Annotated in this window: 12 protein-coding genes; 2 read left to right on the plus strand and 10 right to left on the minus strand. The window is 73.2% G+C overall.

The genetic code is table 11. From position 1 onward, the window contains the following. Nucleotides 1-16: 16 nt before the first annotated feature. Together ACH4J0_RS24125 and ACH4J0_RS24130 are read right to left on the minus strand one after the other, a co-directional pair. Complete coding sequence (locus ACH4J0_RS24125) at nucleotides 17-538, minus strand: hydrogenase maturation protease (RefSeq protein WP_396242609.1); 522 nt, start codon at nucleotides 536-538, stop codon at nucleotides 17-19. After that, a complete protein-coding gene (locus ACH4J0_RS24130; RefSeq protein ID WP_396242610.1) occupies nucleotides 535-2,205 on the minus strand; it encodes a hydrogenase maturation protein in 1,671 nt (556 codons plus the stop codon). The genes ACH4J0_RS24125 and ACH4J0_RS24130 overlap by 4 nt, the downstream gene beginning before the upstream one ends. Before the next feature lie 536 nt (nucleotides 2,206-2,741). On the opposite strand from ACH4J0_RS24130, the gene ACH4J0_RS24135 reads away from it, so the two are divergent. After that, nucleotides 2,742-4,835 (plus strand): alpha-galactosidase, encoded by a 2,094-nt coding sequence (locus ACH4J0_RS24135; protein WP_396242611.1) that lies wholly within the window; start codon nucleotides 2,742-2,744, stop codon nucleotides 4,833-4,835. A gap of 84 nt (nucleotides 4,836-4,919) precedes the next feature. Here the strand turns inward: ACH4J0_RS24135 and ACH4J0_RS24140 are convergent, their stop codons facing one another. Next, nucleotides 4,920-7,022: an NEW3 domain-containing protein gene (locus tag ACH4J0_RS24140; RefSeq protein ID WP_396242613.1), complete on the minus strand. Its 2,103-nt coding sequence runs from the start codon at nucleotides 7,020-7,022 to the stop codon at nucleotides 4,920-4,922. Nucleotides 7,023-7,321: 299 nt separating this feature from the next. Beyond that, complete coding sequence (galT, locus tag ACH4J0_RS24145; protein WP_396242614.1) at nucleotides 7,322-8,425, minus strand: galactose-1-phosphate uridylyltransferase; 1,104 nt, start codon at nucleotides 8,423-8,425, stop codon at nucleotides 7,322-7,324. Between the two features lie 270 nt (nucleotides 8,426-8,695). On the opposite strand from galT, the gene galK reads away from it, so the two are divergent. Beyond that, on the plus strand, nucleotides 8,696-9,841 hold the full coding sequence (gene galK, locus ACH4J0_RS24150; RefSeq protein WP_396242615.1) for a galactokinase: 1,146 nt from the start codon (nucleotides 8,696-8,698) through the stop codon (nucleotides 9,839-9,841). A gap of 45 nt (nucleotides 9,842-9,886) precedes the next feature. Here galK and ACH4J0_RS24155 read toward each other — a convergent pair whose 3' ends face one another. From ACH4J0_RS24155 to ACH4J0_RS24180, 6 genes are all read right to left on the minus strand, one after another. Continuing rightward, on the minus strand, nucleotides 9,887-10,693 hold the full coding sequence (locus ACH4J0_RS24155; protein ID WP_396242616.1) for a DeoR/GlpR family DNA-binding transcription regulator: 807 nt from the start codon (nucleotides 10,691-10,693) through the stop codon (nucleotides 9,887-9,889). 216 nt (nucleotides 10,694-10,909) lie between these two features. After that, nucleotides 10,910-11,950: an ABC transporter permease gene (locus ACH4J0_RS24160; RefSeq protein WP_396242617.1), complete on the minus strand. Its 1,041-nt coding sequence runs from the start codon at nucleotides 11,948-11,950 to the stop codon at nucleotides 10,910-10,912. Then, nucleotides 11,947-13,521, minus strand: coding sequence for a sugar ABC transporter ATP-binding protein (locus tag ACH4J0_RS24165; protein WP_396242618.1), 1,575 nt, complete (start codon nucleotides 13,519-13,521; stop codon nucleotides 11,947-11,949). The genes ACH4J0_RS24160 and ACH4J0_RS24165 overlap by 4 nt, the downstream gene beginning before the upstream one ends. A gap of 111 nt (nucleotides 13,522-13,632) precedes the next feature. Then, a complete protein-coding gene (locus ACH4J0_RS24170) occupies nucleotides 13,633-14,682 on the minus strand; it encodes a substrate-binding domain-containing protein (protein WP_396242619.1) in 1,050 nt (349 codons plus the stop codon). A gap of 630 nt (nucleotides 14,683-15,312) precedes the next feature. Continuing rightward, nucleotides 15,313-15,666 (minus strand): hypothetical protein, encoded by a 354-nt coding sequence (locus tag ACH4J0_RS24175; protein ID WP_396242620.1) that lies wholly within the window; start codon nucleotides 15,664-15,666, stop codon nucleotides 15,313-15,315. Further along, nucleotides 15,663-16,067, minus strand: a complete 405-nt coding sequence (locus tag ACH4J0_RS24180; RefSeq protein WP_396242621.1) for a hypothetical protein — start codon at nucleotides 16,065-16,067, stop codon at nucleotides 15,663-15,665. Before ACH4J0_RS24180 ends, ACH4J0_RS24175 begins: the two co-directional genes overlap by 4 nt. Nucleotides 16,068-16,144: the final 77 nt, after the last annotated feature.

The raw sequence follows: 16,144 nt of genomic DNA on the forward strand, positions 1-16,144 counted from the left end.
CCGCCGGGCGCCCTCTTCAGGCCGTGCCGGCGGTCAGCTCCGCGTCCGGTTCGCGCAGCAGCCGCGCGACCACGTGCCGCACCAGGTCGGCGGCGGCGGGGACGGCCTGCCGGACGGCCTCGCTCAGGCCGACCACGAGGTCCGGATCGTCCTGGGGCGGGCACAGCTCCGGTTCGCAGGCGAGGACGACCACCCTGGGCAGCCGTTCGGCGCCGTCCACGGCCAGGTCTCGGGCCAGCGCCAGCACCGTCACCGGGTCCATGCCGTGCGCCTCCGGGACGGCCGGCCGGCTCGCCTCGTCCGGTTCGATCAGGTACAGCGTGCCGGGGGCGCCGCCGCGCGGCGCCGCGTCCACCAGGACGACCGCGCCGTAGCCGTCCAGCAGGCGGTAGGCCAGTTCCATGCCGCGGATGCCCGCGTCCCACAGCTCCACCCCGGGCGGCAGCGGGTCCTCGCGCAGGGCGGCGACCACCTCCGGTCCGAAGGCGTCGTCGGCCAGGAAGACGTTCCCGATGCCGGCCACCAGCACCCGGCTCACGTCGTACCTCCGGCGGGCGCGGGCTGCTTGCGCACGAACGCCGAGCGCAGAGCGTGGTACCGGGCCCGGGGGTCGAAGAAGACGTGGCGCATCCGGGCCAGCTCCTCCGCCCGGTAGGCGGCGAGCGGCCGGGCGGCCTCGTCCCGGGCGCGGCGGAGCTTCTTGTCGGTGATCCGCTGGTGGGTGGAGGGCTCGGCGGCGAGTTCGGCGGCCAGCTCGGCGGTCCGGGCCGGGAAGTCGCCGGGCGGGACGGGCAGCACCCGGTCCACCAGGCCCAGCCGCCGGGCGGCGGCGGTGCTCACCGGCTCGGCGTCGCGCAGCAGCGCGTCGGCGGTCTCCGGGCCGACCCGGCGGGGCAGCGTGTACGTCCAGTACTCCGAGCCGGGCAGGCCCATCAGCCGGTAGTGCGGGTTGAGCACGGCGCCGTCACGGCACCAGACCTCGTCCGCCGCGAGCGCCAGCATCACTCCGCCGGCCGCCGCGTTGCCGCCGAGTGCCGCGACCACCAGCCGGTCGGTGGTGGTGAGGACGGCCTCGACCAGGTCGTCGATCGCCTGGATGTTGGCCCAGGACTCGGCGGCCGGATCGGCGGCGGCCTCGATCACGCCCAGGTGGATGCCGTTGGAGAAGAAGTCCCGGTTGCCGCCGAACACCAGCACCCGGGTCGGCCGGGTGCAGGCGAAGCGGTACGCGGCGAGCAGGCGGCGGCAGCGGTCGGTGCTCATCGCCCCGCCGGGGAAGGAGAAGCGCAGCAGGCCGGCTTCACCGTGCTCCTCGTACCGGATGTCGCTGAACGTACGGCGGTGGCCCGGCGGTCGCAGCGGTGCGGGCAGGTCGGGGACGCTCGGTAGGCGGTTGCCGAGGGCGAGCGCGGCGGGGAGCTTGACGGTCGGCGGGCCGTCCGGGCTGCGGCGCGGGCGCAGCTCGGGGATCCACACCGCGCCGTCGGCCGTCGCCCGGCAGATCGCCCCGGCCCGGGTGGCCAGGACGGTGCCCGGCTCGCCGCGCAGCTCGTCCTCCGGGTGGCCGCCGTGCAGGAACCAGCGGCCGCCCAGCAGGTCGTCCAGCACGCCCGGCTGGGAGTCGGCTGCGCGCCGGGCGCGCAGCACGGTGGGGGTGGGGTCGGTGCGCCAGTCGATCCGGCGCTCGGACTGCGGCAGGTGCGGTCGGCTGCGGATGTCGGGGCCGGTCTGCGGGGTGGGCCGGTGGCGGCCGGAGGCGAAGCGTTCGACGGCGAGCAGGACGGCGTCCATCGCGGCGTCGGACACTTCGCCGCGGTAGACGTCACTCTTGCCGGCGGCGGGCAGCGGGAAGGCGGCGGAGGCCCATACGTCCCCGGCGTCCATCTCCGCGTTGGCCTCCAGGACGGTCACGCCCCAGGTCGGTTCGCCGTCCTGGATCGCCCGGTCGAGTGAGGACGGCCCCCGGTCACCGGGCGGGCCGGGGTGGACGATCAGGCAGGTGTGGCGGGACCAGACGTCCGCGGGCACGGCGGTCCGCAGCATCGGGGCGATGATCAACTCGGGCGTGTGCCGGGCGACGGCCGCGCGCACATCGTCCTCGGTGCGGACCACCTCCGCGGGGACCGGGTGGCCGCGGTCCCGGAGCTCCGCCTGGACGCGCTGGGTCAGGCTGTTGAACGCGCTCGCGATGAGCAGGATGTGCATCGGCACCTCCGTTGGCTGGGATCAGGGGGCGGGCCGGGTCGGAGCATCAGCACCACCCGGACGGTCAGCCCGGCCGTGCCCAGGGCGGTCCGCGTGGCCTGGCTGCGGGGACGGTCGCAGACGGGATGCCAGCCGACGTCGGCGGTGACTCCGTTCCTCGGGCACTTCGCCGAGACCCGGTGACCCACTGTGCCCCGGCGCGCCCCGGGGCGACCGTGGCGGTGGACGGCGCGGCGGCCGGTTCACCCGCTCGGCGGCTGGGCCCGGGTGCCGCCCCCCTCTGTTGTCGAACCGTTGAAGTCGCATTGTGTTGAGTCTTGTCGGGTTCTGATAGGTGCAATATCGTATGGCACCGCCGTCGCTTCGACGGCTGCTCCCCGTACGCGGTCGTCGCGCCCCCATGCGCAGTTCGAACGACGTCGCCGCGTCCGCACGTCCCGGTACAGATCTCGGCACCGGTCCCATCCACCCGCGCCGCGGCCGGCGCCCCTCGGCGGCCCGGGCACGGCGCACTCACCCACCCGGGAAGCCCCCACATGCGCAGAACGCCACACCGGCTCGTCGGCATGCTCGCCGTCACCGCCCTCGCGGCCTCGGGCCTCAGTGCCGCGGCACTGGGTACCGCCACCCCGGCCGTCGCCCTCGGCAACGGCAACGCCCTTACTCCGCCCATGGGTTGGAACTCCTGGAACAGCATCGGTGCCTACGTCACCGAGAGCCAGGTCAAGCAGACCATCGACTTCATGGCGGCCAACGGCCTGGTTCAGGCGGGGTACGACACCGTCACCGTCGACGACGGCTGGTCGATGCGCCACCGCGACGGCCAGAGCACGGACTTCGCCAAGACCGCCGACGGTGCCATGCAGCTCTACGACGCCAACGGCAGTCCGGTCAGCGGCACCGACGGAGGCGGGAACGACACCACCAGCGGCCACCTGCTCCCCGCGCCCGACCAGTTCCCCGCGCAGACCGTCGACGGCAGGACGGTCAACGGCATCCAGTACCTGGCCTGGTACGCCCACAGCAAGGGCATGAAGTTCGGCCTCTACGCCACCGACACCTACACCACCTGCCAGGGCCACCCCGGCAGCCTCGGCCACGAGACCACCGACGCCGCCGACTTGGTCTCCTGGGGCGTCGACTTCGTCAAGTACGACGACTGCCCGTACGGTCCCACCATCTACGGTCCCGACGGCTACGCCTACTACCCGCAGGGCGAGGGCAAGGAGCTCACCCAGTCCATCTACGCCCGGACCCAGACCTTCCAGCGCGCCCTGGACGCGGCGACCGCCGCGGCGGGCAAGCCCAAGATCACGCTGAGCCTGTCCGCGCAGCCCGCGCACACCGGCATCCCCTCCCTGCTCAGCGCCGGCGACCCGGCCCGGACCGATCCGCTGATCACGGCCGCCGGCACCCCGCCGCACCAGGCGCCCGGCTACTCGCCCACCGGGATCTGGTGCGGCCAGGTCGCCAACATGTGCCGGATCGGCGGCGACCGCGACAGCGAACTGGACGGCGTGCTCTACAACGGCCAGCTCCAGACCGCGCTGAAGTACCCGGGCAACGTCCACCCCGGCAGCTGGAACGACCTGGACATGATGTTCGCCGGCTGGCAGGACACCTACGGCGTCTGGGGCGTGACCGACACCTCCCAGGGCCACAAGCCCTTCACGGACGACGAGTCGCGCACCGAACTGTCCGTGCTCTCGATGATGGCGGCCCCGCTCATCTCCGGCGCCGACCTGCGCACCGCCGCCGACTCGCAGCACACCGCGAACGGGTACACCTGGTCCACCGGCATCAGCTCCTCCGCACTCGCGCTCCTCAAGAACCGCGACATGATCGCCATCGATCAGGACAGCCTCGCCAAGCCCGCCACCCTGGTCGGTAACCCGCCCTCCTCCCCGGTCGCCCCGGTGGTCCTCAAGCGCCAACTCGCCAACGGGGACCTGGCCGTGGCCCTGATCAACCAGGACCCGAACAACTGGGCCATGATCAGTGCCGGCTTCGCCGACCTCGGCCTGACCGGCTCGGGCTACGGCTACCGGGAACTGTGGACGGGCGCCACCGGCACCGCGACCGGCTCCATCGGCGGCAACTGGATCCCCGCGCACGGCGTCGCGCTCTACCGCATCGCCGGCGCGGGCACCGGCACCGGCGGTGGAGCCGGGAGCGGGCGGCCGGGCGTCGTGGGCGACGGCAAGTACCACGCGCTGAGCGCCGGTGGCACCGGGGGCCAGGCGCTCGAAGTCCAGGGCGGCTGCTCCGCGGCCGTCGGCGGCAACTCCGACATCAACGCCTACCAGAGCGGCAACACCGCCCAGCAGTGGATGTTCACGCCCGACGCCGACGGCACCGTGACGATCAGTGACAACTGCGCCACCGCGGCCCAGACGCACACCGTGCTCGCCGGCGGCAACGGCGTCGGCAGCGCCTACCTGCTGAACGCCACACCCGGCAACCCCTGGCAGAAGTGGAAGGTCACCCAGAGCGGCAGCGGTGCGCTCACCGTCACCAACGTCGGCAACGGTCTGACACTGGACGTCGCGGGAACCGCGGCCGGCTCCCCGGGCATGACCGATCCGGCCGATCCGGCTGCCGCCGGGCAGAGTTGGACCGTCCTGTCCTGACCGGTCCCGCTCGGATTCCGTCGGACCGGTGTGCGGCGTCAGGGTACCTGCCCTGACGCCGCACACCGGGCGATGACCCGGCGGTCAGCTCTGGGTGAAGCCCGTGAAGTCGGACTCGCCGCTGGTGCCCGCGCTGTGCGAGGTGGTGAAGAGCCCGACGTCCTGGCGTGCGGTCGCTCCCGGGACGGTGGCCTGGCCGACCTTCGTCCAGGTGGTCCCGTCGGTGGAGCAGTAGCCGGTGTACGTCGAGCCGTCGCGGACCAGCTTCAGCCAGCTCGGGTAGGCCGCCGAGCCCGAACCCTGGTTCGCCGGAGCGCTGTTGGAGTCCAGCTTGCCGTCGCCGTCGCTGTCCCACTGCAGCACGTAGCCCTTGCCGGGGGCCTCGGCCAGGACGAGGTACCCGGCCGAACGGCCCGGCTGGGTGATGTCGTCGCGGACCATGATCCCGGCCTTGGCCCAGTCGCTGGTCGGCGCCTGCGCGGTGAGCTTCACGACGGTGGTGGAGCCGTCGTGTTCGGCGCCCGGCCGGTAGACGGCGCTGTACTCGTCGACGTCGTAGTAGAGGTCGGCGCCCGCGCCGTCGATGGCGAACGTCCCGTCCTGCGCGCCGAAGACGGCGGTGGTGTCGGTGAAGGTCCGGAACGGCGCCTGCACGGGTGCGGCCAGGACGACCGGTGCGGGCGCGGTGACGCTCTGCGGGCCGCCCGGCCCGTGGGCGGTGGCGGTGCCGGTGAGGGTGGCCCGGGTGATCGGCGTCGCCAGGTGCGCCGGGGCGGTCACGCGGAATGCGGCCTGGGTCCCGCCGCCGGGCGGCACGTGCCCGAACCGGGTCTCCGACAGCGGCGTCACCGCCCAGCCGGCCGGTGCGTCCAGTCCGAGCACCACGTCGTTCGCGGACTGCGCGCCGTTGTTGGCGAAGGTCGTGGTGACGGTGGCCGAGCCGCCCGGGGTGAGGTCGGGCACCTTGGTGTCGAGGACGAGGTCCGGGTGCCGGCCGCCAGGGTGGTCGGTCGGGGTGACCTTGTACATCACGGCGCCGTGGCCGGGCACGGTGGCGCTGACCGTGCCGGCGGTCTCGCCGGTGGTGTGCGCCCACAGGTCCCGGAGCAGGTACCCCTTGGCCGTCGGCAGGCCGACCGCGGCCGCCGTGGTCGAGATCACCGCGGGCTGCGGGTTCTCGTTGAACAGGGTGACCGCGACCCCGCCGTCGGCGAGCGGCTTGGCCAGGACGTCCAGGCCGCCGGTCATGCTCACCGGCCGCCCCTGCTTGCCGAGCCGGTCCTGGTCGACGGAGATGACCTCGGTGTTGCCGTAGATCGCGAGGGTGTCGGCGCTCGCCTTGCGCAGGTCGGTGCCGGCGATCAGCGGGGCCGCCATCTCCGCCCAGAGCGAGAAGTGGGCGCGGTCCTCGGTCGCCGTCATGCCGTTGCCGACCTCCAGCATGTCCGGGTCGTTCCAGCCACCCGGCCCCGCGGCGTCGGCGAGCTTGGCGTTGGCGTGGAAGATGTCCAGCATCCGGCCGAACGAGGCGTCGATGTCCCCGGTGGTGCGCCAGAGTTGGCCGACCGTACCGCCCCAGGTCCACACGCTGTCCAGGCCCCAGTTGCAGAGGCTGTAGACGATCGGACGGCCGGTCTTCGCCAACGCGTCGCCCATCGCGCGGTAGCGCTGCTGCGAGGGCACGCCCTGGTTGTAGCAGTTGTCGTACTTGAGGTAGTCGACGCCCCAGGAGGCGAAGGCGTTCGCGTCCTGCTGCTCGTGGCCGAGGCTGCCGGGGAAGCCCGCACAGGTCATCGTGCCGGCGCTCTCGTAGATGCCGAGCTTGAGGCCCTTGGCGTGGACGTAGGCGGCCACGCCGGTGATCCCGTGCGGGAACTTGACCGGGTCGGGGACGAGCCGGCCCTCGGCGTCGCGAGTCTTGGTCATCCAGCAGTCGTCGATGTTGACGTACTGGTAGCCGGCGTCCCGCAGGCCGGCCGAGACCAGTCTGTCGGCGGTCTGCTCGACGAGTTGCTCGTCGACGTCGCAGCCGAAGGCGTTCCAGTCGTTCCAGCCCATCGGCGGGGTGGGGACCAGCGTGGCGCCGGCCGACTCGGCGGCCGCGGCGGGGGTGCTGGTGAGGGGGACGGTGGCGAGCGGCGCCGCTGCCAGCGAGGCCGCGAGTAACGCGGCCCACGTCTTGCGCATCGTGTCTCCTGGGTCCGGTCGGGTGGTGCGGACGGTGGTACAGGAACGGGCACCCTGCGCAGGGCGGGGGAAAGCGAACCAAATCCAACAGACATAGTCAAGAGTCAACGCAAACAGACGGAAAGCAACGGACCGGGGAAGGCGGAGCCGGGCTTCGAGGCGGGCTTCGGGTCGGGCGCGCCAATCCGGGCGTCGAGCGCGGGCAGGCCGCAGGGCCGCCGCCCATGCCGAAGGAGCCCACCGCGTCGCCGGTCAGGACGACACGGTGGGCTCCTTCGGTGCCGCGGTCGGGTCGCGGATCAGCCGAGTGCCGCCTCCCGGAGGCGGGAGGCGGCCTGCTCCGGGCTCACGTCGGTGACGAAGGCGTCCATCCCCGATTCCACACCGGCCAGGTACTTGAGCTTGCCCGGCGCCCGACGGACGGTGAACAGTTCGAGGTGGAGGGCGAGTTGCCCGCCGCCGGTGCGGGGAGCCTGGTGCCAGGCCGAGATGTACGGGGTCCGGTTGGGCGCCGCGCCGGGCGGGGCGGGGAACAGCGCGTCGAAGCGGCGCAGCAGGTCCAGGTAGAGGCCGGGGAACTCGGCGCGCTCGGGTTCGGTCAGCTCGGTGAGGTCGGCGACCCGGCGCCTGGGGTAGAGGTGGACCTCGTACGGCCAGCGCGCGGCGAACGGCACGAAGGCGATCCAGTGCTCGCCCCGCAGGACCAGCCGCTCCGGGGTGGCCTCCTCGGCCGCCAGCAGGTCCTCGAACAGGTTCCGGCCGGTGCGGGCGCGGTGCGCCTCGGCCCGGGCGATCATCCGGGTGGTGCGGGAGGGGACGAAGGAGAAGGCGTAGATCTGGCCGTGCGGGTGGGCGAGCGTGACGCCGATCTCCTCGCCGCGGTTCTCGAAGCAGTACACCTGCCGCACGCCGGGCAGGGCGGACAGTTCCGCCGTACGGTCGGTCCAGGCGTCCAGCACCAGGCGTGCCCCGGCCTCGTCCAGGTCCGCGAAGGAGGCGTCGTGGTCGGAGGTGAAGCAGACCACCTCGCAGCGGCCGTTGCCGGGTCGGAGGGTGTGCAGGGGCGCGTCCCGCGCCGCGACGTGCTCGGCCGACCCGGGGGCGAGCGAGGGGAAGCGGTTCTCGAACACCGCCACCTCGTAGTCGGCCGCCGGGATCTCACTGAGCCGCCCGTCCCGGGAGGGGCACAGCGGACACTCGCCGGCCGGCGGGCGGTAGGTGCGCTGCTGGCGGTGGGCGGCCACCGTGACCCACTCGCCGAGCACCGGGTCGAGCCGGATCTCGGAGAGGCTGGCGGCGGGCTCCAGGGGGCGTTCGTCCCGGACGTCGCGAACGGCTCCTGGCGCCCGGTCGAAGTAGACCAGTTCGCGGCCGTCGGCCAACTTGGTGGCGGTTCTGTGCACCGCTGTGCTCCTTACGCGTTGGACGTCGCCCCGGCAGTTTTCAAGCTTCAACAGATTCAAACAAACACGATCGCTTGTCAACAAGGACTGGCCTGTGGCGGTGGTGTTTCCCGACGGTCCGGGCGACCCGCCTGATCATGTCCATCCAGGTTCGCCGCAGACGTTGACCTTGAGGGCCAGGCATGTTTGATTATGTCGGAATTTGCTCCCGCTTGCTGACATCACCGCCGGCGAGGACCAACCCCGCTCACCACACATGGAGCTGAACAGATGATCGACGAGGCCGCCACCGACTTCGAGGCCGTCCACGGGGCACGGCCGAGCGGCGTCTGGGCCGCCCCCGGCCGGGTGAACCTGATCGGCGAACACACCGACTACAACGACGGCTTCGTCCTGCCGATCGCCCTTCCGCACACCACCCGGGTCAGCGCGCGCCGCCGGACGGACGGACGGCTGCGGCTGTACAGCGCCCAGGGCGACGGCACGGTCACCGACCTGGCGCTGGAGGGACTGGCGCCCGGCGCCGTGGCGAGCTGGGCGAGCTACCCGGCCGGGGTCTTCTGGGCGCTCGCCGAGGCGGGCCACCCCGTCGGCGGGGCCGACCTGTTCGTCGACAGCGACGTGCCGAGCGGAGCCGGGCTCTCCTCCTCGGCCGCCCTGGAGTGCGCGACGGCCGCGGCCCTGAACGACCTGTACGAACTGGGCCTGACCGCGCCGGAACTCGCCCTGGTCGCCCAACGGGCGGAGAACGCCTTCGTCGGCGTGCCCTGCGGAGTGATGGACCAGATGGCCTCCGCCTGCTGCACGGACGGCACCGCGCTGTTCCTCGACACCCGGACGCTGGAACAGCGGCACGTGCCGCTCGACCTGACGGCGGCGGGTCTGCGGCTGCTGGTGATCGACACCCGGGTCAAGCACGACCTCGGCGACGGCGCCTACGCGGCCCTGCGGGCGGGCTGCGAGCGCGCCGCGGGCCTGCTCGGTCTGCCCGCGCTGCGCGACCTCCCGGCCGCCGACCTGGCCCCGGCCCTGGACCGGCTGCCCGGCGAACTCCGGCCGCTGGTGCGGCACGTGGTCACCGAGAACGGGCGAGTGCTGGAGACGATCGACCACCTGGGCCGCGGTGAGCTCGCGGCACTGGGGCCGGTGCTGACGGCCGGACACGCCTCGCTGCGCGACGACTTCCGGGTCTCCTGCGCGGAGACGGACCTCGCGGTGGAAGCCGCCGTCGCCGCTGGGGCCTTGGGCGCCCGGATGACCGGTGGCGGCTTCGGCGGGTCCGTCATCGCGCTGGTCGGGGCCGCGGATCGGGCAGCGGTCTTCGAGGCGGTGCGGTCGGCCTTCCGCTCGGCGGGCTTCACCGCACCCGCCACCTTCACCGCGGTGCCCTCGGCGGGCGCCCGGCGGGTGGCCTGACCCGGCCGGCCGCCGAGCCGGCCGGCCGCCGAGCCGGCCGCCCGCTCAGCCGAACGCCGGGACGACGACCAGCTCGCCGACCGCCTCGGCGACCACCTCGCGGGCGGTCGCCGGGAGGGCGTCGTCGGTGACGAAGCAGTCGACCTCGGCCAGCGTCGCGAAGCTGCTCAGCCCGACCACGCCCCACTTGGTGTGGTCCGCGACCACGACCGTACGGCGTGCCGAGGCGATCAGGGCCCGGTTGGTCTGCGCCTCGGCCAGGTTGGGCGTGGTGAGGCCGGCCTGCTCGCTCACCCCGTGCACGCCGAGGATCAGCAGGTCCACGTGCAGCGAGCGGATCGTCTGGTCGGCCAGCGCCCCCACCAGGGCCGCCGAGCGGGTGGGCGACCCGCCCGTCAGCAGCAGCGAGGGGACGGTCTCCTTCCCCTCGCTCCCCGCCGTCCAGAGCAGGTCCGCGATCCGGAGCGAGTTGGTCACCACCGTCAGCCCCGGGACCTCCAGGAGCCGGGCGGCGACCGCGTAGGTCGTGGTCCCGGCCGAGAGGGCCACCACGCTGCCCGGCTCCACCAGCTTGACCGCCGCGTCCGCGAGCGCGGCCTTGGTGCCCTCCTCCAGCCCGGACTTGGCGTCGAAGCCGGGTTCGAAGGTGCTCGCCGTCCCGGTCGCCACCGCGCCGCCGTGGACCTTCTCCACGGTGCCCTGACGGACCAGCGCGTCGAGGTCCCGGCGGATGGTCATGTCGGACACGCCGAACTGTTCGACCAGTTCGGCGACCCGGACCGCGCCGGCCCGGCGGATCGCCTCCAGGATCAGTGCCTGGCGCTGGGCGGCGAGCAACGTCTGGTCAGCCACGGAGGACCTTTCGATCGAACGAGCACGTGCGGCCTGGGCGTTCTCGTCGGCGACCGGGAACGCGGCCGGGGCCTGCGGGAGTCATTATCCCAGCACCGCCGGCCGGCTCTCCCCCCGGTACCGGTCCGGGGACCGAACCGCCGGCGCCGCGTTCGGTCGCGGCACCGGCGGTCAGGGGACGGCCGGTTCCCCGGCCCGCAAGGACGGGCCGACGCCCTAGGCGGGCAGGCCGACCGCGCGGTCGCGGTTGCGGCGCTGTTGGATGACGACGGCGGCGACCAGCAGGGCGCCCTGGGCGACGTTCTGCCAGAAGGAGTTGATGTTCTGGACGGTGAGGCCGTTCTGCAGTGCGCCGAGCAGCGCGACCGCGAGCAGGGTGCCGCCGATGCCGCCCTTGCCGCCCTTGAGGGCGCAGCCGCCGAGGGCGGCCGCGGTGATCGACTGCAGCTCCAGGCCTTCGCTGCCGGAGACGGGCTGGCCGCTGCCGGTGCGGGCGGTGAGCAGCACGCCCGCGAGGGCGGCGACGGTGCCGCTGAGTGCGTAGGCGGCGATCAGGTACTTGTTGAGGTTGATGCCGGCCAGGCGGGCGGCGGTGTCGTTGCCGCCGATGGCGTAGATGTTGCGGCCGATGTCCGTGTACGTGAGCAGGGCGTGCACGGCGAGGGCGGTGAGGATCAGCAGCCAGACCATGGTGGGCAGGCCGGCGATCCGCCCCCGGCTGAGGAAGACGAAGACCGGGTCGTTGAGCACGTAGCCCTGGGCCCGGCCGTCCGAGACGAGCTGGGCGACGCCCTTGTAGGCGGCCAGTCCGGCGAGGGTGGCGATGGTCGGGTTGACCCGGCCGTAGACGATGACGACGCCGTTGAACAGGCCGATGCCGGCGCCGATGGCGAGGGCGGCGCCGATGCCGAGGTAGGGGTTGGCGCCGGTGGAGGTGAAGACCATCGCGCTGGTGACGGAGGCCAGGCCGGCCTGGGAACCGACCGAGATGTCCAGGCCGCCGCAGATGATCACCACGGTCTGGACGACGGCCAGCAGTCCGGAGATGGTGACGGCCTCGGCGATGACCTGGATGTTGTCCCAACCGGCGAAGTTCGGGTTGAGCCAGCCGAACAGGGCGACGACGGCGACGAGGGCGCCGATCAGGCTGAGGTTCTGGCCGCCGACCGCGGCCAGCAGGGCGCGCGGGCCACCGGACCGGGCGTTCGCGGCCCCGGCGTCCGGCGCCGGGGCGGTCGGGGGAGTGGCGGTGGTCATCGGGTCTCTCCGGTCTGGGCGGGGGCGGTGGTGGCCAGGTCGTCGGCCATGGCGAGGGCGAGGACGGCCTCCTCGGTGGCCTGCTCGCGGGTGAGCTCGCCGGTGGTGCGGCCGTTCTGCATCACCACGACCCGGTCGGCGAGGCCGAGTACTTCGGGCAGTTCGGAGGAGATGACCAGGACGGCGGTGCCCGCGCGGGCGAGGTCGGCGATGATCTGGTAGATCTCGGCCTTGGCGCCGATGTCGACGCCGCGGGTGGGCTCGTCGAGGATCAGCAGGTCGGGCCTGCGGGCGAGCCAGCGGGCCAGGACGACCTTCTGCTGGTTGCCGCCGGACAGGGTGCGGACCTCCGCCTCGACGGAGGGGGCGCGGACCCGCAGCCGGTCGGCGTACTCCTGGGCGAGGTCCTTCTCCTGACGGCGCCTGACGAACCGCCAGCGGCTCAGCCGGCCCAGGCTGACCAGCGAGGTGTTGTCCCGGATCGTGCGGTGCAGGAACAGCGCCTGGGTCTTGCGCTCCTCGGGGGCCAGACCGATGCCCGCGGCGATGGCGTCGCCGGGGTTCCTCAGCCGCAGGACTTCGCCGTTGAGGGTCACCGTGCCGGAGCGGATCGGGGCGTCGCCCGCCAGCGCGAGGGCCAGTTCGGACCGTCCGGCGCCGATCAGGCCCGCCAGCGCGACGACCTCGCCGGCCCGGACCCGCAGGTCGATGCCGTGCACGTCGTCGGTGCTGAGGTCCTCGACGTCCAGGACGACCCGATCGGTGGCGACCTGCTGGCGGACGAACAGCGAGGACAGGTCTCGGCCGACCATGAGCCGGACGAGTTCGCCCTCGCCGGTGGCGGCGGCCTGGACCACGCCGGCCACCCGTCCGTCGCGCAGCACGGCGATGCGGTCGGCGAGCCGGAAGATCTCCTTCATCCGGTGGGAGACGTAGATGACCGCGATGCCCTCGTCGCGCAGGCGTCCGATCAGGGCGAACAGGGCCTCCACCTCGTGCTCGGAGAGCGAGGAGGTGGGCTCGTCGAAGGCGATCGCGCGCGGCGGGACGGCGCCGGTCAGAGCCCGCATGATCTCGACCAACTGACGCTGCGCAGCCGTGAGTTCGGAGCCGAGCAGGGTGGGGTCGAGGACCTTGTCGAAGCCGAGGCGGCGCAGGTCGGCGACGATGCGCCGGTGCAGCCCGGCGCGGTCCAGGCGGCGCAGCCGGGTGCGGGGCAGCGCGCCGGCGTAGACGTTCTCGGCGACCGGGACGTGCGGGATGATCTCGGGTTCCTGCGGAATGATCCGGATCCCGGCCCGGCGGGCGTCCTGCGGGGAGTTCAGCTCCAGGGGCCGGCCGTCCAGCAGGACGCGGCCCCCGCTGGGGCGGTGGTCGCCGGTGAGGATGCGCAGCAGGGTCGACTTTCCGGCGCCGTTCTCGCCCATCAGGGCGGTGACCTGGCCGGGAGGGAAACTGAGGGTGACGTCCGTCAGCGCCTGGACGGCGCCGAAGCGCTTGGACACCCCCTCGGCGCTCAGGCCGGCCGAGCCGTCCGGTGGGGGGAGGGGCGGGGATTCAGGTGGGGTCATCGGGGCCTCGTTGGCGGTGCGGTGCGGACGGTCTTGGGGAGCGTCGGGGGTGCGGCGGGGGCCTGGGCGGGCCTGCCGCACCGCCGGCTCGGCGCGACGCCGGATGCGGCGTCAGCTGCAGGACACGCCCGCGGACTGCCAGGTCGCGGCGTCGACCATCTTGGTCGGGGCGAAGGCCTCCTTGGGGAAGTCCTTGCCGTTCTTGAGCTTGTCGTACATCGTCTGCACCGACAGGGCGCCGACGTCCTTGCCGTTGATGAACAGCGCGGCCTTCATGCCGGAGGGCTTGCCGGAGGCCCAGTCCTTGCACGCCAGGTAGGCGCCCAGGCCGACGCCGTCGATGTCGTCGGGGCTGACCCCGGCGTTCTGCAGGGCGGTGACGGCGCCCTGGACGTTCTCGTCGTTGCAGCCCCAGACGACCCAGTGCTTGACGCCGGCGTTGGCGGTGATGGTGGCGGCCACCTTGTCCTGGGCGCCGGTCGGCGTGTTGTCGGTGGCCACATCGATGCCCTGCACGCCCGGCGCGGCCTGGTCGAAGGCGGTCCGGGCGGCCTTGACCCGGTCGCCGCAGACGGTCACGTCCTGCTTCCAGGCGGAGATGATCCGGGTGTCGGCCGCGTTCCAGCCTGCCTTCTTGAACTCCTCCGCGGCGCGCTGGCCGACCTGCTGGCCCATCTGCTGGCCGGAGAAGCCGATCCGGGGCACCAGGTCGCCGGCGGCGCACTGGGTCGGGGAGGGGCCGCTCGCGCAGACCTGGTCGTCCGAGGTGAGCAGCGCGGCCTTGGCGTCCCGGGCGGTCTGGACGACCTGCGGGCCGACCGCAGGGTCCGGCACCACGATGATCAGGCCGTTGCTCTTCTGGGCGATCGCGGCCTGCACCTCGCCGACCGTCTTGTTGGCGTCGTTGCCGAGGTTGACGACCTTCAGGTCGGCGCCCAGCTCGGCCGCCTTGGCCTTGGCGCCGGCGGCCTCGTCCACGAAGTACTGCTGGTCGCCCTGCTTCTGCAGGTAGGTGATCGAGACCTTGCCGGAGACCGGGGCCACCGCGGCGTCGGCGCCGGACGAGGAGGTCTGCCCGGTGGAACAGGCCGTCAGACCGAAGGCGGTGACCAGGCTCAGCGCGGCGAGCGGGGCCAGGCGGCCACGGGGGGAGAGGTGCATGGTGGGGCTCCTGAAGGTGGGGGCCGATCAGCCAGTAGCAACAGAATCGATCAGAAAGCATCGTAATCAAACGCGATGGAGCAAAAGAAAACGCCCCGTTCAGGCCTGAGTCAAGCTCAGCTTTGCCTCCGGGGCGGTTTCGAAACCGTCTCGTGATGCCCGCCGGTCCGCGCGGGCGCGCTGCGCACTCCGTTGAGGGGCCTGACGGTCGTCCTGGTCAGGGCTGCTCAACGGGGGAGCGCTCGGGCTCACCTGTCTACCGATCGGTAGACAGGCGCCCGGGACAGCTTCGGTCAAAGCCGAGACGGCGTCAATAGCCCCGGCACCCGCCCGTTTCGTCGGCCGGAGGCGGCGTTGACCGGCGTTGCCCGGAGGTGTTGATTGGTGTTGGAAGTTGCGGCTAGGCTCTCCTGCCGCGGCGGCTGGTCGCAGACCCCGAGGGAGGCGTCACCGGCGTCCCTGGCGCCGAGGTCCTCGCGAGCTGTGTCACGGAGCGTTCCGCGGTCGCTCCATCGCCCAGCTCGCGGAAAGACGCAGACGGGCCCGATCGGCAGGAGTCGACGGCGTGGCCGGCCGGGCGAGGCGGTCGAGTGCCAGGTCGTCGGGGGTGCGCCGCGCCCCGGATCGGACTCAGACCATCCTGGCCGTGGTCGGCCGGTCCGAACCGTTGCGGCGGGCGTCGCGGCGGGCGCGGCCCGGGGTGGGGCCGGAGCCGAGGACGCGGCCGTCGGCGAGGGCGAGCCAGGTGCCCGGGGGAGTGTCGTCCGGGATGGTGGCGGTGAAGGCGGCGGTGGGTTCGGTGCCGGAGGGCGGCGGCAGCGGGGCGGAGCGGCCCTCGCGCCACTGGGCGGTGGTCCGCTCTCCGCCGAGCCGCCGCCTCCAGTGGAGGTGTTGGGCGACGATCGCCGGGCCGAGGGCGGTGAGCAGCGGGAAACCGGTGGTCAGCAGGCCGAGTGCGAAGCAGGTGCTGACGGCGCTGGTCACCAGCAGGCCCGCGAGGGCGGCGCACCAGGCCGCCGTACGGCCGTGGGCCTTGGCGGCGACCAGCAGGAAGAGGACGAGCAGCAGCAGGCGGAGGTGGTGAGGTGGGTGACCTGCGGATCCTTGCCGGGCAGGCCGAGCGGGGCGGCGAGCCGGTCGAGGGCCAGCGCCGGTTCGACGGTGCCGAACTGGACGAACCCGGCCCCGGCGCGGGTGGTGGACTCCTCGGCGTAGACCAGCGGCAGGGTGGCGCGGGAGCAACCGGCGTAGGCGACGGTGTGGCGGGGCCGCAGTCCGAGGCCGAGCACGGCGGAGATGGTGCTTAACGCGATGGCGCTCTCGACTTCGGCCCGGGAGAACCACACCGCGGTGGGGGTTCCGCTGGTGCCGGTGGTGAGCGCCATCAGGGCGGGGGAGGCGGCGTCGGAGACGAACGCGGCGGGCAGGGCACGCAGCGCCCGACCGCCTCACCGACAAGCTG

The organism is Kitasatospora sp. NPDC017646 (genome assembly GCF_044329365.1).
GTDB lineage: Bacteria > Actinomycetota > Actinomycetes > Streptomycetales > Streptomycetaceae > Kitasatospora.